The organism is Flavobacterium sp. CR10 (assembly GCF_055814415.1).
The window spans coordinates 1,914,137-1,933,420 of sequence record NZ_CP185985.1; the positions used below are offsets into that span (position 1 = coordinate 1,914,137).

Below are 19,284 nucleotides of genomic sequence, written 5' to 3' on the forward strand. Positions count from 1 at the left end.
TAATTTTTAGAAAGATGACAAAGTATAAATTCATACTTAGCGGAGGAGGAACAGGAGGGCATATCTATCCTGCAATTGCGATTGCAAATGAATTAAAATTACAATTTCCTGATGCAGAATTTCTTTTTGTAGGTGCCAAAGATAAAATGGAAATGCAGAAAGTGCCTCAGGCAGGTTATGAAATAAAAGGTCTTTGGATTGCTGGATTACAAAGAAAATTGACTTTACAAAATTTAATGTTTCCGTTAAAATTGGCAAGCAGTTTATTGGAATCAAAAAGAATTGTTAAAAAGTTCAAGCCAAATGTAGTAATTGGAACGGGTGGTTTTGCCAGCGGACCATTATTGCAAGCGGCAGGTTCGGCAGGAATACCAACAGTGGTTCAAGAGCAGAATTCTTATCCAGGGATAACAAATAAATTGTTGAGCAAAAAAGCCAATGCGATTTGTGTGGCATATCAAAATTTAGAACGGTTTTTTCCAAAAGAAAAAATTGTTTTAACTGGAAATCCAGTTCGTCAGGATTTAATTGATATCGAAAGTAAACGTGATGAAGCAATTGCTTTCTATGGTTTAGATCCGAATAAGAAAACATTGCTGGTTTTAGGAGGAAGTTTAGGCGCAAGAAGAGTCAATCAGTTAATTGAAAAAGAACTGCAAAATTTTCTTTCTCAAGACGTGCAAGTAATCTGGCAATGCGGGAAGTTATATTTTGAAGAATATAAAAAATACAATCAGCCAAATGTAAAAGTGGTTGATTTTATTGAAAGAATGGATTTCGTTTACGCAGCATCAGATGTCATAATTTCACGTGCAGGCGCTTCGTCGGTGTCAGAATTATGCATTGTCGGAAAACCAGTGATTTTTATTCCGTCACCTAATGTAGCTGAGGATCACCAAACTAAAAATGCGCAGGCAATTGTAGATGAAAAAGGTGCGATTTTGTTGAAAGAATCTGAACTAGACAGTCAGTTTAGCATTGTTTTTGAAGCGCTGCTGAAAGATTCTGGAAAACAGAAACAGCTAAGTGATAATATTAAAAAATTGGCCAAACCAAGAGCGACACAAGATATTGTTGCAGAAATTGTGAAGTTGATTAAGTAGAACATACATGGATCGGGATTATTTTTATCGAGGTATGATTTGTATTTTGATAGGTATCTTAACAGTTTGTTATGTTTTTTATAGAAGAAAAAAAAGGAAAAGTTATAACGATTTGAAAGGCTTTGTTGGGGGATTTGGACTAATCATTTTTGGATTGTTTTTAATCTTTGAGTCATTCACTAATCAATTTTAATAGAAAATGAATTTAAATCAAATACAAAACGTTTATTTTATTGGTATCGGAGGTATCGGAATGAGTGCCCTGGCTCGTTATTTCAAATTTATTGGAAAGAAAGTTTCAGGCTACGATAAAACACCTTCTATGCTGACTAATGAATTGATTGAAAGTGGTATAGATATTCATTTTGAAGACAATATAAATTTAATTCCAAGTGATTATTATGTTGAGAATACGTTGGTGATTTATACGCCAGCGGTTCCAAAAACACATTCTGAGTGGAATTATTTTATTGAAAGAAATTACGAGGTTAAAAAACGCGCAGAAGTTTTAGGAATCATTACCAAAGATACTTTTTGTTTTGCGGTTGCTGGAACACACGGAAAAACTACAACGTCAAGTATTTTGGGGCATATTCTGTTTCAAAGCGGTGCAGATGTAACAGCTTTTATTGGAGGAATTGTAGAAAACTATAATTCGAATCTGATCGGAAGCGGGAAAACTGTTACGGTTGTAGAAGCAGATGAATTTGATAGATCATTCTTGCATTTGCATCCAAATATTGCTTGTGTGACTTCTATGGATGCTGATCATTTGGATATTTATGGAACTAGCGATGCAATTCAAGCTTCGTTTAGAGAATTTGCTGCCAAAGTAGAAGATAAAAATAATCTTTTTATAACCAAAGAATTGCCTTTAGACGGCGTTCAATGTGCTATAAATGAAGATGCTGTGTATAAGGCTTATAATGTTCGAATCGAAGATGGGGCTTATGTTTTTGACGTGCAAACGCCGTCAGAAATCATGAAAGATTTACGTTTCGGACTGCCTGGAAAACACAATTTAATGAATGGATTGATGGCTATTGCGATGGCTAAAACTTTCGGCACCCCGACCGATTCTATTGCAAAAGCTATTGCTTCATTCAACGGAATCAGAAGACGTTTTTCGTATCAGATTAAGAGCGAAAATTTAGTATATATTGATGATTATGCACATCATCCGACAGAAATAAATGCTGTTCATCAAGCAGTTAGGGAATTGTATCCAGGGCGTAAAGTCTTGGCAATTTTCCAGCCGCATCTGTTCAGCAGAACAAGAGATTTTGTTGACGGATTTGCAGAAAGCTTATCGCAGTTTGACGAAGTATTTTTGATGGATATTTATCCTGCAAGAGAGCTTCCGATGGAAGGAGTGACTTCTGAATGGCTTTTGGGTAAAATGACCAATACGAACAAGAAAATTGTTGCAAAAGAAGATTTATTAGGTGAAATCAAAGCCAGTGATGCACCTATTATTGTAACAATCGGAGCTGGTGATCTGGGAGAAATGGTTCCTTCAATTAAAAAGATTTTAAATGAAAATATTTAATTGGACAAATATCAGATTAGTACTTATTTTCGGACTGGTTTTGTTTTTATATTCTTTCGCACAACATCGAAATGGTGATCGAAAATTGAAAAAATCGATGGTCGTTTTTGTAGGAGAAAATACGCTTTTTGTGAAGCCAGAAACGGTTAATAAATTGTTGATAGAAAATAAAAGAGACGCTTCCAGTATTAGAAAAGATGAAGTAGATTTGAATAAGATAGAGAAAACCCTCGATACGCAAGACATGATTGAGAAGTCAAATGTTTTTGTAAGTATCGATGGAGTTCTAAAAGCAGTAGTAAAACAGAAGACGCCCATAGCAAGAGTTTATGATGGCGGCGCTTCTTTTTATATTGACTATGAGGGTAATAAAATGCCCTTATCGGACAATTTCACTGCGCGAGTTCCTCTTGTTTCAGGGGCAATAAATGAAAAAAATAACGAAGATTTAGCAGCTTTACTTCGCACAATTTATGACGATGCGTTTTTGAAAAAAAACATCATTGCTATAGAGATTATGCCGAATGGAAGCTTAAAAATGTTTAATCGTAACTATGATTACTTCATAGATTTTGGAAGAACGATGAATGTTGATAAGAAATTTAGAAACTATAAAGCCTTCTTTCAAAAAGCAGTTTTAGATAGTTCGTTATACAAATACAAAAAAATTGACCTTAGGTTTACGGAACAAGTAGTTTGCACTAAATAATAGAAAATGGAAAAAGATAACATTGCAGTAGGTCTAGATATTGGAACAACCAAAATCGTTGCCATGATTGGCAAAAAAAATGAATATGGTAAGTTGGAGATTTTGGGCATTGGCAAATCCAAAAGTTTGGGTGTTGCCAGAGGAGTAGTAAACAACATTACGCAGACGATTCAGTCTATACAGCAGGCTATAGTTGAAGCAGAAAATAATTCAGGATACAAAATCAAAGATGTGGTTGTGGGTATTGCCGGACAGCACATCAGAAGTATTCAGCATACAGATTACATCAGCAGAAATAATCCTGAAGAAGTAATTGGCGAAAAAGATATTCAGCTCCTAATCGATCAGGTAAACAAACTGGCGATGTTACCGGGAGAAGAAATAATTCACGTTTTACCGCAAGAATTTAAAATCGATGGGCAATCTGAAATTAAAGAGCCAATCGGAATGTACGGCGGAAGATTAGAATCAAGTTTTCACGTTGTAGTTGGTCAGGCATCTTCAATCAGAAACGTTGGAAGATGTATCCAGAGTTCAGGAATTGAATTGTCTGGATTGACATTAGAGCCATTAGCTTCGGCTGATGCTGTTTTAAGTCAGGAAGAAAAAGAAGCTGGTGTTGCGCTTATCGATATCGGGGGCGGAACAACAGATTTAGCTATTTTCAAAGATGGCATCATTCGTCATACTGCAGTAATTCCTTTTGGAGGAAATGTAATTACAGATGATATCAAAGAAGGATGTTCAATTATTGAAAAACAAGCCGAGCTTTTAAAAATAAAATTCGGATCTGCTTGGCCGGGAGAAAATAAAGACAACGAGATCGTTTCTATCCCAGGTTTAAGAGGAAGAGAGCCAAAAGAGATTTCGCTTAAAAACTTATCTAAAATTATCCATGCAAGAGTTGTGGAAATAGTAGAACAGGTTTTTGCAGAAATTAAAGCTTATGGACACGAAGATCCCCGTAAAAAGCTAATTGCAGGAATTGTTTTAACAGGTGGTGGTGCACAATTAAAGCACATTAAACAGCTGGTAGAATACATTACAGGAATGGATACTAGAATTGGTTATCCGAATGAGCATTTGGCAGGAAACTCTAGTGAAGAAATCTCTAGCCCGCTATTTGCAACTGCAGTAGGATTAGTAATGAACAGTATCGAAAACAGTTCGCAAAGTGCTGTTAGAATGGAAATGGTTCAAGAACAACCAAAAATTGTTTACAGAACGGCTCCGCCAGTACAGCGATACGAAGTTGAAGAAAACTACGTTGAGAAAGTAGAAACCATTGAAGAACCTAGAGAAACCGTAAGTCAAAAGGTGCCTAAAAATGAATCTACTGAAACCAAAATAAGAAGATCATTTTTTGATCGATATGTCGACAAAATCAAAGAATTTTTAGACAACGCAGAATAATAAAAAGAGAAGGATTATTTCTTGCCCCAAGTCAAGAAGTAAAAAATGTACTTAATAAGAATTTCAAAAAACCAAAAAGATGATGAGCAACTCAGAATTTGGAAGTATTTCATTTGATTTACCAAAAAATCAATCAAATGTAATCAAAGTAATAGGTGTAGGTGGGGGCGGAAGTAACGCAATTAACCACATGTTCAAACAAGGTATTAAAGGCGTAGATTTTATCGTTTGTAATACCGATTCGCAAGCGCTTCAAAATAGTTCAGTACCAAATAAGATTCAGTTAGGAGTTAATTTGACTGAAGGATTAGGAGCAGGAGCAAACCCAGACGTTGGACAGCAGTCGGCTATCGAAAGTATTTCGGATATTGAGAAAATGTTGGATAAAAATACTAAGATGGTATTTATCACTGCTGGTATGGGTGGAGGAACTGGAACTGGTGCAGCTCCGGTAATTGCTCAATTAGCAAAAGAAAGAGAAATATTGACAGTTGGTATCGTGACCATTCCGTTTCAATTTGAAGGGAAAGTGCGTCAGGAGCAAGCAATTATTGGAATTGAGAAATTGCGTAAGCAAGTCGATTCTTTAATTGTAATCAACAACAACAAATTAAGAGAAGTATACGGAAATCTTGGTTTTAAAGCAGGATTTTCTAAAGCGGATGAAGTTTTGGCAACAGCCTCTAGAGGTATTGCCGAAGTAATTACGCACCACTACACTCAAAATATCGATTTACGTGACGCAAAAACTGTTTTAGCAAACAGCGGTACTGCGATCATGGGATCTTCTGTGGCTGAAGGCGACAACAGAGCGAAAGATGCTATTGTTTCAGCATTAGATTCTCCGTTGTTAAATGACAATAAAATTACGGGTGCCAAAAACGTATTGTTGCTTATCGTTTCTGGAACTAATGAGATTACTCTTGACGAAATTGGAGAAATCAACGATCACATTCAAGCTGAAGCGGGTTACAATGCAAATATTATCATGGGAGTTGGTGAAGACGAAACTCTTGGTGAAGCCATTGCTGTAACTATTATCGCTACAGGATTTGATGTAGAACAACAAAATGAAATTGTAAATACAGAACCAAAGAAAATCATTCATACGTTAGAAGATGAGCAGAGAAGCGTTCATAATTTAACGAATAAACCACTTGCTTCTTTCGACTTAACTGTTGATACACCGACAGCAAAAGTAGAAGATAAAGTTGTTTTTGATTTGATGGATGATGACGAAACTTTTACTCCAACTGCACAAGCTGTTGCTCCAGCAATCAATCAGGAAGAGTTAGTGGTGATGTCTGAGTTTATTAAGAATCTAGATGTTACTTTCGAAATCGTTTCGCCAATTACAGATATCGATTTTACAATTTCATCTCCTGAAGCACCAGCTGTTCAGCAAGTACAACAACAGCCAGTGCAGCAGCAAAGAGTTTTTGAAAGAGAAGAACAAACAACATTCTCGTTTGATCTTCCGTTGTTTAAGCAAGAGCCTGTAAAAAGAGAGCCAGTTGTTGAAGATAATAGAGTTCTGTTTGAATTGACAAATGAAACTCGTGATATTAAAGTAAACGATCCAGTACAATTTGTTCCTGTAACTGAAGTTTCAGATAACGGAATCATTAAATATTCTCTAGAAGAATATATGGAAGTTGAAAACGATTTATTGGCTTCTAAACCAGTTGAAAAAGTAGTTGAGCCTACAATTCCAGAGGAATTAAACATCACGTTGAAAGCAAGACCTGATTTTGCAAGTCAGCCAGATATTACAACAACTTCTGAAGTTTCTCCTTTAGAATTGACTATTGAAGAAACATTGCGCTTAAGAGCAGAAGAAAGAAGAAAGAAACTAAAAGAATTTAACTATAAATTCCATAACAATGTTTCTAGAATTGATGAGCTGGAAAAAGAGCCTGCTTATAAAAGATTAGGAATAGATTTGTCTAATTCTCAGTCTAATAATACAAATTCTAGAATCTCTGTTGGAACAGACAGTAATAACGATTTACAATTACGTTCAAACAATTCATTTTTGCACGATAACGTAGATTAATTTTTAGAATCATAATATAGGGTAACCCGAAAATTGGATTTAATTTTCGGGTTATTTTTTTTATCTTCGCACAGAATTTCAAAATTTGACTTTCTAAATAGGTTTTTAAAGTGAATCTTATTTTCACCCTGAGCGAAGTCAAAGGGTCAAATTAATACATCAATTAATAAGCGTTAGCTTATTCTAATAAAATATAAACATGAGTTTACAAACACTAATCATGGACGAAATCAAAAACGCCATGAAAGCAAAAGATACAGTAGCTTTAGAAGCTTTAAGAGCTGTTAAATCTGAATTATTATTGGCTTCAACAGCTTCAGGATCTAAAGAAGATTTATCTGAAGATGATGAGATTAAATTACTTCAAAGATTGGTTAAAACTCGTAAAGAAAGCGCAAGAATCTTTACAGAGCAAAACCGTCCAGATTTAGCTGAACCAGAATTGGCTCAAGTTGCTGTAATCGAGAAGTTTTTACCAGCTCAATTAAGTGAAGAAGAAGTAGAAGCTGTAGTAGCAAAAATCATTGCTGAAACAGGCGCTTCTGGAATTGCTTCAATGGGTAAAGTAATGGGATTAGCATCTGCTCAATTAGGCGGAACTGCTGAAGGAAAAACCATTTCTACAATTGTAAAGAAATTACTTTCGTAAATATAATTTTATTAGATTTTAGACTGTAGATTTTAGATTTCAATCACCAATCTATAATCTAAAATCATAAATAAAACTGACCTCGTAGTTCAACTGGATAGAATATCAGATTTCGGCTCTGAGGGTTGGGGGTTCGAACCCCTCCGGGGTCACTATAAAATTTAAAAAAGCCTGAGAATATATATTCTCAGGCTTTTTTATGGGGCAAAAATTTTTAATGTTTTCGTCTAGTTATTAATTGGACTATTTCTTAAAGTATAAGTTACCAGATTTTTTATATTCTCATGGGTATTATTATATTTTTTATTCTCCAATTCAAAGTTCATTTTTTTTAATATTGATACAGAATTGATATTGTCAGAAGACGGAAAAGCAGTTATTATTTTTGCTTTTATTTTTTCAAACGCATATTCTATTACTTTTTTGATTGCTTCAGTCATTATTCCTTTACCTTGAAATTCACTCAACATTTCATATCCTATTTCTACAATTTCATTTTCAACATCAAAATTCCATAAACAAACTGAACCAATTAGATCGTTATTTCCTTTTTCCGTTATAACCCAATAAATGCATTCATTTTTCGCTATTAAATTTTGCATTTTAATTATGTATTCTTCGGCATTTTTTATGCTTGACGAATTGTCTCTTCCAACAAACGCATTTACAATTGCATCAGAATGTAATTTATGAATTAAAGCAACATCAGTGTTTTCAATATTTCTTAATACTAATCTTTCGGTAATCAGTTTAGGGAAATCTTTAAAATTCAATTCCATTCTGTGTTTTTTTGATTAATTTTTTACAGACTTATTTGGCAATCTATTTCATAAGGTTCTTGAGGAAAACCATATAGAATGATCTTCTGGTTGTCTACATATTTTATTGGGAGTAGATTGTCTAAAGCGGCATTTTCATAAAACGAAACAAACAATGTATCATTTAACTTTTCTATTAGAATTTTCCGTCCCTCTCTATTCAGTCGCTTATTTATTTCTTGTATGTATAGAGGATCTAAATCTTCATTAAAACGTACAATTGTCTTTTCTCCGTTCCAATTAATCTCGAATTTCAAATTTTGAATTTCATTTTCTGTTAATTCTGTTTCGGTCGGATGTAGTTTTTGATAATCATTTTCGAAAATACAATTTTCTGTAATTGATTCTTCATTACTTAAGGAGTAATATATTTTTCCTTTTTCAAAAAAACGAATCCTATTTGGGTTTATTAACTGATGTTTTGTTTCGGCTAAATTTTTACTTCTATTTTCATCTTTTATTTTTAATAGAGAATCTTCGTTGCTTTTTTCAATAATAAAATAATTAATGTCATTATTGTTAAATTGAATGACAGAGGGGGTTTCGTAACAATCTGGCGATTTGATATATAACCAATTCTCTTTCATAAACTTTTCGAGGTTTATTATTAATTATATTTTATTTTTTTTTAAAATTTTAATGATATAATAAACTGAAAATAAAAAGGCAATGCCATAAATAACAGCCATTGCCGGATTCTCAAACTTTAAATTTTTAAAATCAAATTGCTTGTATAAGGTTACGCCTAAAATGATGGCTACTATCCAAAAAACAAATGTTATAGGTTGGTTTTTATTTTCCATATTTAGATTGTTGGTTGTTAAATATCTTAGTTATAGTTTATCCTGTTCAGCTCTTAGTAAATCAAAAACGCTTTCGCTTTTAAAGTTCTCCATATACAAGTTAATTAGAGGAACTGTTGGACTTTTTGGATATTTTTTCATGAATCGGTTAAATTCTCGAATGTTTTCTGGGTAAATATATTTTTCATCTGTTGCTCTTTCGGCTGTTGGCGTATTGTCTTGACCAACTAAATAATCCATTTGGTAATTTTTGTATTCTTCTTTTACAGATGCAATCAATTTTGAATTAGGATATTTGGTCATGAAATTTTCCCAAGAAATTACTCTCTCGCCTAGATCTTTAAAAGAGATTACAAGTCCAGCGTCTGCAGAATAAAGCGTTTTGTTTTCTTCACTTTTCAGATACAAATAATCTTTGTAATCGCTTGTTACATAATCTTTGAAGATTTTATAATAGAAATCAGGTAGCGTCTCAATTTCAACATACCCTTCTCCAATTTCAAAATACTCTAACTGATGTCTTGAAAGTTTTTCGCCTAAAAGTTTCACTTCTCTTTTAGCTTTTTCCTCTTCATTGTAGAATTTATCTAATACACCTGATTCTTTTTCTTCGATCTGTCCCAGCAAAATATTATTTTCTTCATAATATTTCTCATACAATGCATTAGCAGCTTCTTTATTGGGAATCGATTTTAATTTAAGGATAACTTCATTTTTATTTTTAGAAAATTGTTCGAATAATCCCAAATCCGATTTTACTGTTTGCGATGAGTTTTCAACTTTGGTAATGTCTTTCTTTATTTCTTGTTTGCCAGAAATGTTTTTGTTGTCTGTTTGTTTGCAAGCTGAAAGTAAAATTCCAGAAACAATCAATACGAAGATTTTTCTCATTTTATAGATTAGGTTTATTATGCCAATATAAAAATATTTTAAGTATATTTTAATCATAAAAAAAGGACAAAAGATATCTTTGTCCTTTTAGTTAGTTTTTAATTAGCTAAAGCTCGATTTTATTTTAACTGTTCATCTATAATTGCTCCAAGATCAGTATTAGAGTTGTCATAAGCAAGAATATTACCGGTTTTATCAATTACAATACGTGTTGGTATCGCTTGTATTTTGTAATTGGTAACAACCTCTGTTTTTGAATCGAAAACGACGTTGAAGTCGAATTTTTTCTCAGTTATATACGAAGTAACTTTTTTAAGTACGTCGTCCTCTTTACCATTTTCCCAAGTATTTACAAACAAGAAAGCAACATCTTTATCTTTGTATTTAGTCACTAAATGTTGCATTTTTGGAAAAGAAGCTTTGCATGGCCCGCACCAAGTTGCCCAGAAATCAAGAACAACTACTTTTCCTTTATAATCTGAAAGTTTTGTGTCTTTTCCTTCTAGATTTTTCAAGGTAAAATCAGTGGCATTTTTAGTTCCAAATTTTTCAAGAAGATCTTTGTTTTTGTTTTCCTGTGCTAATAATTCTGTTTTTTGCTGAATAGCATCATATTCAGCCATAGGTAATTCCTTCTCAATGTAAATTTCTTTTAGTTTAGCAAGAAATGCCGGTGATGTGTTGCCTTTACCGATTTCATCCTCAATATAAGCTTTTACTTCGTCTTTACTTTTTACTTTGCCCAGCATTGCTAAATAGCGTTCTTTTCCTCCAGCGTCCAACCCGTTAAGCGCTTTAACTCCGCTTTGGTATTTAAAAGCTTCCTCATATTTGCCTTGTTTATAAAGCAGAAGTGCATAAGTATCAGCAAACATGTTAAATTTATCATTATAATCAGGAGTAAAGCATTCTTTTCGTTTTGCTTCGAGAATGTCTAAAGATCGTTTAGAAACTTTTGTAGCAAAATCAATATCTTTTACAGGCATTGTTAAATCACCACCAGATTGGCCCCAAGCAAAATTATTATAGGAGTCTGCCGGTGTGTTTATATAGGGTTCTATTTCTATCGCTTTTTTTAAATCTCCTTTATCTAAATATATCGGCACCAAAACAGAATAAAAATAATTTAGTGACCTCTTTGAAGTATCGTTAGAATATTTTGTCTTAAAAGTATTAAGACTTTTTAAAATAGAAGCTTCGGTTTTATCAGGCTGATCATAGAAATTTCGAATAAAATCCATTTTATCAATTCTATTTGCAGGATACTTTTCTGAAATTTCCTTTCTCAATTTTGTTGCTTTATCTTGAGTGTCATTATTTGAACTATAGATATAATAAGCTGTAGTCAAATATTCTTCACTATTTCGTTTTACACATTTATCGGCAAAAGCTAGAAGATCTTTTGTTCCTTGTTCTCTGTTGAGAGACTTTTTAGTGTATAAATATTCTAAAGAAACGATATCATCTCTTAATTTCGGATATTTTGCAAATATGGCATCATATTCAGTTATTAAATCTTCTCTTTTTGGATCTGATTTTAATCTAAAAAAGTAGCCTCCATTACTTCTGACATAAATTTCGTCTATCAGACTTTTTCCTAATTCAATATCATTTTGTGTCTTTAAAAGAACAGAATAACCTTTTTCATTATTGCTATCTGCAATTTTTTGTGAATCGTTTATTGTTACTAGGATCACTCTAACAGAATCAGGAACTTTTGCTGTAAATTCATAACGTTTTCCACTTTTTTTCAGCGGACTTACGTCAGAAGAAAAATCATTAGGGGTAATATAGAGAAAATTTGCTTTAGCATTATCTTCTATTGCAAGACCTTGAGGAGGTTCATAAACATAAGTATTAGGTTTACCCATGTTGAATTTTGCATTTTTTAAATAGATCTTTCCAGATTGAGCAAAAGCAATATTAATAACTGAAAACAGCAGTAAAATAATGGTTTTTTTCATTTGTTTTTGGTTTTTTGATTGATATTTTCTTAATTGATTAACGAAGCATAAATGTAGAAATTATATCGTCTGTTGTTTTTTTATTAAGAAAATATTAGCAAAAATCTATGGAGTTATTTTGCTGATTATATACTGTCTGTATACTTTTTAATAGCTGTTTATTTTTTTATACCAATTGCAGATCTATAAAATTCATATCCATTTTCAGAACGGCTTGGCAGAAACTTTTCACGATATTCATTAGCTCCTAAATCTTCTAAAAGTGCAATATCAAACTGATTTAAATAATTTGGTAGTTCTTCGGGAAGAAAACCAAATGTCCAATGTTCTTCAAGGTTTTCTAAATCTTCCAGAAGTTTTTTGCCACCTAAAAAAGATTCTGGATTTAAGATTATATTTTTATGTACATACGTAAAAATAATATGACTGTTAGCAGCAAATTTAGCGATATATGAAAAGGTATTTTTTACAGCATCTTCGGTAAGATAATTTGTTACACCTTCCCAAATAATTGTAGTTGGTTTAGAAAAATCCAGATTGTTTTCTAATGCTAATTGATCTAAATTTTGTTTGTTAAAATCAATTTGAAGAAAACGGATGTTCTGAGGAATTTGCCCTATTCTATTTTTATAAACTTCGGCTTTAAACTTCGAAGTATTAGGATGATCAATTTCTATTACAGGAATATCTTTTAGAAAATCAAGGCGTACCGCTCTCGTGTCGAAACCAGCACCTAAAATTATAACTTGTTTTACGCCATTTGAAATAGCATTTTCAAGTAAATCATCAATATATTTTGTTCTGGCAATTCCAGAAGACAAAGCTCCAGGAATTTTTTTCTGTATAGTATTATTAATATATTTTCTGATAATTGGATATTTGTATAAACGAACGGCCAATCTCAATTTTGAATCTATGAAATGAATGGCATAAGGATCTGAAAACAACCTTTTTTTACATTGTGTTTCCAATGCTCGAAAGAACGCCATGTATTGTGCCGTTCTGCTTGTTTTTTCCGCTTTCATTTTAATTCTATTTTCTCGAAAACAAATTTTCTACAACCCAAGCTGGTCCAATTAATAAAAACTGTAGATCTTTTAAGAAGGAAGGTTTTTTACCTTCAATATTATGTCCATAAAATTGTCCAATCCAAGCCAATACAAAAACGCCAATAGAGAATGCCCACAACGGAACAAACTGACCGATGTAATAATTTGCAACTAAACAAAGAATAGAAAAAACAGCAATTTTAACCGCCATTGCAAGAGATAATCTGATATAAAATAGCAGAACAAAAAGGAGTACAACAAAAGCCCAATTTTCGATAATTGGAGCGTTTAGTTTTAATGTATTTGAGATTGTCGAGCTCGGAATACTCATAAATAATCCAACTATTGAAAAGAAAATAGCAGGCACACAAACATAATGTATTGTCTTGTTTTTTGGGTTTTGATGACTTACGGCATATTCTGCAAACCATTGATCTAATGTTCTCATTTGGGCGGTTTTATAGTTAGTAGCGTAAATCTAATAAATTTTCTTTTAGCTTTTACCGCGCTTTGTTTTCATTATTTCATCTGCAATCGAAATGGCGTTTTTTTAAGATATTTTATGTCTTATCCTGAAATAGTGGTATACAAAGGCATAATTATGGAAAAAGAGATAAATCCATGTTATTTAAATTTTGGTAAGATACTTATTATAATTATAAGCTAACTCCTGCTCAAATGAATTGACAAAACAAAGAATAGATAAGAATTTTAAACAAAAACACCTGCAAAAAAAAGCTCTTGCAGGTGTTTAATTAAATATATCTGTCTAATAATCCATATCGATTATTAAGGACTGTCAATAGATCGAGGTATTGATAGATTTTAGAGAAGCTATTATTTTAAATAGGTGATTCTTATTAGATCATCTGTCATTAATGCATATGAAGCATTATTAGCAGGAGTATACTTCACAGTATTACCAGTTAAAGAAATCGCCGCTGTAGAAATGCAAACACCATTTATATGGAATAATAATTTGGCAGTCGAAGTTGGTGTTTTGCTTAATGTAAAAGTATCCGTTCCATCTGTTGTCACATTAAATTCATCAATTACTATTTCTGATGTAATAGTTTGAATAGTTGCAGGATCTGTCCAAGTTACATTACCTGTTGCATCAGAAACGGCAATTTTACCAGCTCCAGCTCCAGTTGTAATTTGAGCAGTTGCTGTAGTTGTTTTTGCTGTAGCAGTAATATTCGCTGCATTATCAATATTCTTGCCACTCATTGCTAAATCTTGTGTAGCAGTATGATTACCTAGATTGTCACCTGCTACACTGATAGTTGCAGGATCTGTCCAAGTTACATTACCTGTTGCATCAGACACAGCAATTTTACCAGCTCCAGCACCAGTTGTAATTTGAGCAGTTGCTGTAGTTGTTTTTGCTGTGGCTGTAATATTTGCTGCGTTATTAATATTGTTACCTTCCATTGCTAAATCTTGTGTAGCAGTATGATTACCAAGGTTGTCTCCTGCTACGCTAATAGATGAAGGATCTGTCCAAGTTACATTACCTGCTGCATCAGAAACAGCGATTCTACCAGCTCCAGCACCAGTTGTAATTTGAGCAGTTGCTGTAGTTGTTTTTGCTGTAGCTGTAATATTTTCTGCATTATTAATATTCTTGCCGCTCATTTCTAAATCTTGTGTAGCGGTATGGTTACCGAGATTGTCACCTTGTACGCTAATAGCAGTAGGATCTGTCCAAGTTACATTACCTGTTGCGTCAGAAACAGCGATTCTACCAGCTCCAGCACCAGTTGTAATTTGAGCAGTTGCTGTAGTTGTTTTTGCTGTAGCTGTAATATTTGCTGCGTTATTAATATTGTTACCTTCCATTGCTAAATCTTGTGTAGCAGTATGATTGCCAAGATTGTCACCAAAAGTAGATCTATCTACTAATTTTAAAACGCCAGTTGTTGGATCAGCTACTAAAATCTTGTCTGTAGATGCTCCTGCTTGCAATCCTAGTAAAGCTAGAGTAGCAGACGGAGTGGCTTGTATGGTAGTATTTTGTATTAAAGTACCGCCAAGCTGTATGTAGCCTCCTGTGGCCGTTAAACCATTGTTTGAATAGGGGCTTATAGTAACTTTTTCACCATATTGAGTCACTACAGTTTTTGTTTGTGCCATCATAAATGCACTCTGGATCAATAAGAGCACCAAGGTAATTTTTTTCATTTTAAGTTGTTTTAAAAGATTTGTTATACTTTAATCTGAGTTGTTTATGAGTTGATTGAATTTTCTCATAAAATCAAGCTAAATTAGTTGCGTTATAATCAGATTTTAGCCTTAAAAAGTTTTAGTTGTAATAAAATAAGACAAATGCTTGTTTCGCTTTTTAATAAAAAGAAGAGTTGTCTTGGTTTTAAAGGTTTTCCAGAGATACAAAATAGATTTTAACAGAATAAATTCTATAGGTTAATGGCTTAATCGCCACAATTACATAGGCAAATAGTAATGACATAATTATCTGTCAACGCAAAAGAATAGTTAAATGTGCAGGGCAGTATAGAAATTCTGCTATTGTTTCTATGAACTCAAAAGTAAGTGTGTATTGGAAAATTGGAATCAAATAATTGGAAATCGTTTGTAATGAGATATGAATTTCCAACTGAAAATGCTGCAATTAATGCAAACTGAAGATCTTTAAAGAAAGTGGTTTTAGTTGAATAGAATTTGTGATCAAGCTCCGTGGGATACTTTAGAACAAATCAAACAAAAGAAATAAATTGTGCGCAATCAAATGGAAGGTGTTGTTCTTTTTTCTAATCTTGATGACTTACAGAAAATTTCTTTTAGCTTTTGCCGTGCTGTATTTTCATTATTTCATCTACAATCGAAATGGCTTTTTCTAATGTAATTCCGTTTTCTTGATCTAAAGTTAGAGGATGATTTTCTTCAATCATTTTTATTTCTGGAATTAACCCTAAGCTTTGCTCAATAGCAATTGTTTTTAGAGATAAAGTTTCGCCATAAGTTGGGATATTAGTCTGCATCCAGCCAAAATACGGTTCTTGGTTAATTCTATTGGGATCTTCCCACAAATCCATTCGAAGACAGAAATTATCTTCGCTTATCGTGGTCCAGACATTAAAAACCAAATCTTCGTGGTAATCAATTATCGGAATTGTCAATCTTCCTCTGTGAAAAAAGTGCTCTTCATCGACATAACACCAGCTTCCTCCGTATTCAATTCTTTGTTCTCTTTCTTCTGGCGTAATGGTAAAATAATAAGCAGGAAATTCATTTCCAAAACACAAAGGCATTTGGTCAAAAACTTCTCCGCAACAAGAACATTTGTAAGTATTCATTTTTCTTAAGATTTGGCTTTCTGATTATATTTAAAAACATTATCCCACAAGTCGTCAATTGCAATAAGCGCTTCATTAAGTGGAATCACATTCCATTTTCCGTTAGTTTCTATTCCCAGACCAATGCTTTTTAATTTCAATAAAGCATCATTCACATCAAAATCCAAATCGGTATTTAGTTTGGTTTTAAACCAAGATTCAATTTGATTGTCCAGTTCTTCGGCTGTTAATGAATCTTCACTTTCGTGTAAAAAAGTATAAGCCAAAATGGTCTCTTTTAAAGCTTCTTCTTCAGAAGAATTTAGAAGAGAGTAGAAGGCGCCACTATTGTTTCCAAGATTCTTAAAATACAAGCTGTCTGAAAGTGTTTTAGAATATCTGATTTTCTTATTTATGAAGTTATTGTATTGACGAAAGCAATATGCTCCTAAAATTCCAAGTGCAATTAAACCCTGATTTAAAGAAGTTTTGCTGTTAAGCAAATCGATTGTTTCACCTGTTTGATAAGCTTCATACATATTGATCAGGGCCGGAATCACCTTGGCACTTAATAACGAAAGTCCGCCAAAAACACCCGGTACCCAAAGCAGCAATTTATCCTTAAGAGACATTTTAGGAATAGCATTTGGGAAAATGGTTTCGAGATCGTTTTTAGGTACACGTTTGAATATTTTTAAGGCAATTGAACCTGGATCGATTGGCATTTTACCTAATTTGACTTTCTTTTCTTTTAGGTAATCTGCTTCGCTATAATTTAGGTAAATTAAGACACGGTCATAATATTCAATTTCAACTTCTTTGGTCCAAAAAAAATATTTTTTGACCTTTTCTTTTGCTTTATGATGTCCGCGTGCATAAAGTTCAAAATCTTTAAAAGCATTAAAGTCGATAGAAAGATTCAGTCCAATTAAATCAGATTCGTTAAAAGCATCGTTTAAAGCTTTTTGATTAATTCTGTAGTAATTACCACGTTCAAGGACTTTCAGTAGTGTTTCTTTAAAAACTGGAAAATCGCTTTTATTGATAAACTGTTCTCGTTCTTTCTCGCTTAAATCAGGATCATAAAGTGCATAGTTTTGCTTTAGATTTCGGTTTAAGTTAAAAGATTCGTAATGATAATAGTGTTCGATTATTTCGAAAAGTTTCTTAAAACCATCTACTTTTTTAGGGTCATTAGCAAAAGCGGTAATTTGCTGTTCGAGTAAAAATTCTTTATTAAACGGAATATAATGTTCTCGTGTCATATCGATTTCTGGGCTTTTAATTTCGTGGCGTTTACAGAAATGCAAAAATACTGCTTTTTTTCGAGGAGCAAAGGTGCAGAGTAGCAAAGTAGCAAAGGTTGGATTTTTTTAAAATAAAATAGTTGAAAATAAAAAAGGAAGCTAAATGCTTCCTTTTAATTACTATTTAAGTTTTTGCTCTAATTTTAGCAAACGATTTTCAAGATCTAAAATTCTCTCTTCTTTCTCTTCCAACTGTTTTTTCAGCTCTTGCACTGATTTTACTAATGGCACGACAAAATCTGAATAACGCAAACTATAAAAATCAGTATCACTTTGTGGTTTTACAATTCCGCTGAATTTATAACCAATACTATTTGCCGCACTTTCTACTTCCTGAGCAATAAAACCAGATTGTAATTCTGTGGTTCCTGTTTTCATGTTATAAAGCACAGGACGTAATTTATTTATAAAATCTAAACCGTATGTACTGCTAACGATATTCTTTTTTAAACGAGAATCAGAATAATTTGACCAAGGTGCATAACCGCCGATTTCAGTTATCTGGCTATTACCAATCGTTACTGTATTTGAGCCTTTTCCTCTTGCATTATACCCAATAACAATTTCATTTTTTGATCCATTGAGTAAAGCTCGTGATTCTGCTCCAATAAACATGCTTTCGGTACTATTATCTAGAAGATTAGTTGCTGCGTTATCTCCAAAATATCTTCCACTACCAAAGCCTAAAGCAATATTATTATTTCCTGTTAAAAGTGAGCCAAAAACAGCTTCTCCTACAGCAACATTTCTATTGGCAGAGTTACTTAATGGTAATGCACTAACTCCTACAGCAGTATTTTTTTCCCCTACGGTATTACGCGCAAGTGCTCCTGCGCCTAAGGCAGTATTATTGCTCCCAGTTGTATTATTTAATAAGGCAGTTCTTCCAAAGGCTGAGTTTTGATCACCAGTAGTATTATATGTTAGGCTACTAGATCCAAAAGAGATGTTTGATGATGTTAATCTTCCAATTACATAGCCTTGTCGCTTAAAAACTAAGTCCTGATCGTCAGTTGTTCCAATAAAATTTGTTCCTGCAATTGTTCCTGTGTTTCCATTAGTATTCCACCAATTACCATTAGATATTTTCCTTAAAACGCCGTTAGCATCTGTAGTTAACAATTGATCTGTTAAAGTTCCGTTTTGTAAACCTCCAATGGCTAAGGGATTTTCAGAAGTTGTTTTTATTAAAGTAGGCTTTGTTAAATCTCCGCCCAATTGTACATTTCCGTCAGTTCTGGTTAAACCATTGTCAACAGTAGTGACTGGATTTGTGTAAACTTTTACTTTTTTCCCGTTTGGGGTTACCACTTTTTCAGTTTCTGTCTGTGCCATCACGAATCCGCTTTGAATTAATGTCAGCATAAGTATAATTTTTCTCATTCTCTTTTTTTACTTTTTACTTGTTTTTATCCATTTATCAGATTTTCTCGAAGATAAATGAGCGGCTGCAAAAGTAAAAAGAGGCTCTATTTTTAATTCCCTCTAAAAGTCTTGTTTGTATTACAATAGGACAGAATTGAGGTTTTATAACTTTGTAGAAGTGTATTTTTAGGGTTTTTGATAGGATCGTTGCGGAATTTATGAGGGTTATCTTTCTTTCGTCAAGATGGCAAAAAAAAAGTGAAATTTCCAATCGGTACCAGCGATTTGAAATCCCACTTTCTGTTCCAAAAA

Annotated in this window: 17 protein-coding genes and 1 tRNA gene; 7 read left to right on the forward strand and 11 right to left on the reverse strand. The window is 33.0% G+C overall.

The window, feature by feature from the left end; all coding sequences use genetic code 11:
• Positions 1 to 14: 14 nt before the first annotated feature.
• The 7 genes from murG to ACNRYB_RS08650 all read left to right on the forward strand — a co-directional run bounded on the left by murG (position 15) and on the right by ACNRYB_RS08650 (position 7,631).
• The gene (gene murG / locus ACNRYB_RS08620) at positions 15 to 1,103 is read left to right on the forward strand and encodes an undecaprenyldiphospho-muramoylpentapeptide beta-N-acetylglucosaminyltransferase (RefSeq protein ID WP_473729788.1); all 1,089 of its coding nucleotides are present in this window, start codon (positions 15 to 17) and stop codon (positions 1,101 to 1,103) included.
• 199 nt (positions 1,104 to 1,302) lie between these two features.
• Positions 1,303 to 2,652 (forward strand): UDP-N-acetylmuramate--L-alanine ligase, encoded by a 1,350-nt coding sequence (murC, locus tag ACNRYB_RS08625; protein WP_473729789.1) that lies wholly within the window; start codon positions 1,303 to 1,305, stop codon positions 2,650 to 2,652.
• Complete coding sequence (locus ACNRYB_RS08630) at positions 2,639 to 3,361, forward strand: cell division protein FtsQ/DivIB (RefSeq protein WP_473729790.1); 723 nt, start codon at positions 2,639 to 2,641, stop codon at positions 3,359 to 3,361. Before murC ends, ACNRYB_RS08630 begins: the two co-directional genes overlap by 14 nt.
• Before the next feature lie 6 nt (positions 3,362 to 3,367).
• A complete protein-coding gene (ftsA, locus tag ACNRYB_RS08635; RefSeq protein ID WP_129746414.1) occupies positions 3,368 to 4,774 on the forward strand; it encodes a cell division protein FtsA in 1,407 nt (468 codons plus the stop codon).
• 79 nt (positions 4,775 to 4,853) lie between these two features.
• Entirely contained in the window at positions 4,854 to 6,830 is a 1,977-nt protein-coding gene (gene ftsZ / locus ACNRYB_RS08640; RefSeq protein WP_473729791.1) for a cell division protein FtsZ, read from the forward strand.
• Between the two features lie 199 nt (positions 6,831 to 7,029).
• Positions 7,030 to 7,479, forward strand: a complete 450-nt coding sequence (locus tag ACNRYB_RS08645; protein ID WP_129746412.1) for a GatB/YqeY domain-containing protein — start codon at positions 7,030 to 7,032, stop codon at positions 7,477 to 7,479.
• 78 nt (positions 7,480 to 7,557) lie between these two features.
• Positions 7,558 to 7,631, forward strand: a tRNA-Arg gene (locus ACNRYB_RS08650).
• A 75-nt stretch (positions 7,632 to 7,706) separates the two neighbouring features.
• On the opposite strand, the gene ACNRYB_RS08655 is transcribed toward ACNRYB_RS08650, so the two are convergent.
• The 11 genes from ACNRYB_RS08655 to ACNRYB_RS08705 form a co-directional block, all read right to left on the reverse strand.
• Positions 7,707 to 8,258, reverse strand: a complete 552-nt coding sequence (locus tag ACNRYB_RS08655) for a GNAT family N-acetyltransferase (RefSeq protein WP_473729792.1) — start codon at positions 8,256 to 8,258, stop codon at positions 7,707 to 7,709.
• Positions 8,259 to 8,281: 23 nt separating this feature from the next.
• A complete protein-coding gene (locus ACNRYB_RS08660) occupies positions 8,282 to 8,884 on the reverse strand; it encodes a hypothetical protein (RefSeq protein ID WP_473729793.1) in 603 nt (200 codons plus the stop codon).
• Positions 8,885 to 8,908: 24 nt separating this feature from the next.
• On the reverse strand, positions 8,909 to 9,100 hold the full coding sequence (locus ACNRYB_RS08665) for a hypothetical protein (RefSeq protein ID WP_129746407.1): 192 nt from the start codon (positions 9,098 to 9,100) through the stop codon (positions 8,909 to 8,911).
• A gap of 30 nt (positions 9,101 to 9,130) precedes the next feature.
• Positions 9,131 to 9,991 carry a hypothetical protein gene (locus ACNRYB_RS08670; protein ID WP_473729794.1) on the reverse strand — a complete coding sequence of 287 codons (861 nt, stop codon included), beginning with the start codon at positions 9,989 to 9,991 and terminating at the stop codon, positions 9,131 to 9,133.
• A gap of 119 nt (positions 9,992 to 10,110) precedes the next feature.
• On the reverse strand, positions 10,111 to 11,955 hold the full coding sequence (locus tag ACNRYB_RS08675) for a TlpA disulfide reductase family protein (RefSeq protein ID WP_473729795.1): 1,845 nt from the start codon (positions 11,953 to 11,955) through the stop codon (positions 10,111 to 10,113).
• 158 nt (positions 11,956 to 12,113) lie between these two features.
• Entirely contained in the window at positions 12,114 to 12,980 is an 867-nt protein-coding gene (locus tag ACNRYB_RS08680; RefSeq protein ID WP_129746404.1) for a class I SAM-dependent methyltransferase, read from the reverse strand.
• Between the two features lie 7 nt (positions 12,981 to 12,987).
• Positions 12,988 to 13,452, reverse strand: a complete 465-nt coding sequence (locus ACNRYB_RS08685; RefSeq protein WP_263524383.1) for an Mpo1 family 2-hydroxy fatty acid dioxygenase — start codon at positions 13,450 to 13,452, stop codon at positions 12,988 to 12,990.
• 389 nt (positions 13,453 to 13,841) lie between these two features.
• Positions 13,842 to 15,188 (reverse strand): hypothetical protein, encoded by a 1,347-nt coding sequence (locus ACNRYB_RS08690; protein WP_473729796.1) that lies wholly within the window; start codon positions 15,186 to 15,188, stop codon positions 13,842 to 13,844.
• Between the two features lie 617 nt (positions 15,189 to 15,805).
• Positions 15,806 to 16,321 carry a DUF2199 domain-containing protein gene (locus tag ACNRYB_RS08695; protein WP_473729797.1) on the reverse strand — a complete coding sequence of 172 codons (516 nt, stop codon included), beginning with the start codon at positions 16,319 to 16,321 and terminating at the stop codon, positions 15,806 to 15,808.
• A gap of 5 nt (positions 16,322 to 16,326) precedes the next feature.
• The gene (locus tag ACNRYB_RS08700) at positions 16,327 to 17,565 is read right to left on the reverse strand and encodes a TMEM143 family protein (RefSeq protein WP_129746400.1); all 1,239 of its coding nucleotides are present in this window, start codon (positions 17,563 to 17,565) and stop codon (positions 16,327 to 16,329) included.
• A 162-nt stretch (positions 17,566 to 17,727) separates the two neighbouring features.
• Positions 17,728 to 18,990, reverse strand: coding sequence for a tail fiber domain-containing protein (locus ACNRYB_RS08705; RefSeq protein ID WP_129746399.1), 1,263 nt, complete (start codon positions 18,988 to 18,990; stop codon positions 17,728 to 17,730).
• Between the last annotated feature and the right edge of the window lie 294 nt (positions 18,991 to 19,284).

Excerpts from the sequence above, each read along its gene's own strand:
- ACNRYB_RS08690 (WP_473729796.1), bottom strand. The coding sequence starts at position 15,188 with ATGAAAAAAATTACCTTGGTGCTCTTATTGATCCAGAGTGCATTTATG.
- ACNRYB_RS08695 (WP_473729797.1), bottom strand. The coding sequence starts at position 16,321 with ATGAATACTTACAAATGTTCTTGTTGCGGAGAAGTTTTTGACCAAATG.
- ACNRYB_RS08675 (WP_473729795.1), bottom strand. The coding sequence starts at position 11,955 with ATGAAAAAAACCATTATTTTACTGCTGTTTTCAGTTATTAATATTGCT.
- ftsA (WP_129746414.1), top strand. The coding sequence starts at position 3,368 with ATGGAAAAAGATAACATTGCAGTAGGTCTAGATATTGGAACAACCAAA.
- ACNRYB_RS08670 (WP_473729794.1), bottom strand. The coding sequence starts at position 9,991 with ATGAGAAAAATCTTCGTATTGATTGTTTCTGGAATTTTACTTTCAGCT.
- ACNRYB_RS08655 (WP_473729792.1), bottom strand. The coding sequence starts at position 8,258 with ATGGAATTGAATTTTAAAGATTTCCCTAAACTGATTACCGAAAGATTA.
- murG (WP_473729788.1), top strand. The coding sequence starts at position 15 with ATGACAAAGTATAAATTCATACTTAGCGGAGGAGGAACAGGAGGGCAT.
- ACNRYB_RS08680 (WP_129746404.1), bottom strand. The coding sequence starts at position 12,980 with ATGAAAGCGGAAAAAACAAGCAGAACGGCACAATACATGGCGTTCTTT.
- ACNRYB_RS08665 (WP_129746407.1), bottom strand. The coding sequence starts at position 9,100 with ATGGAAAATAAAAACCAACCTATAACATTTGTTTTTTGGATAGTAGCC.
- ACNRYB_RS08660 (WP_473729793.1), bottom strand. The coding sequence starts at position 8,884 with ATGAAAGAGAATTGGTTATATATCAAATCGCCAGATTGTTACGAAACC.
- murC (WP_473729789.1), top strand. The coding sequence starts at position 1,303 with ATGAATTTAAATCAAATACAAAACGTTTATTTTATTGGTATCGGAGGT.
- ACNRYB_RS08700 (WP_129746400.1), bottom strand. The coding sequence starts at position 17,565 with ATGACACGAGAACATTATATTCCGTTTAATAAAGAATTTTTACTCGAA.
- ACNRYB_RS08645 (WP_129746412.1), top strand. The coding sequence starts at position 7,030 with ATGAGTTTACAAACACTAATCATGGACGAAATCAAAAACGCCATGAAA.
- ACNRYB_RS08630 (WP_473729790.1), top strand. The coding sequence starts at position 2,639 with ATGAAAATATTTAATTGGACAAATATCAGATTAGTACTTATTTTCGGA.
- ACNRYB_RS08685 (WP_263524383.1), bottom strand. The coding sequence starts at position 13,452 with ATGAGAACATTAGATCAATGGTTTGCAGAATATGCCGTAAGTCATCAA.
- ACNRYB_RS08705 (WP_129746399.1), bottom strand. The coding sequence starts at position 18,990 with ATGAGAAAAATTATACTTATGCTGACATTAATTCAAAGCGGATTCGTG.
- ftsZ (WP_473729791.1), top strand. The coding sequence starts at position 4,854 with ATGATGAGCAACTCAGAATTTGGAAGTATTTCATTTGATTTACCAAAA.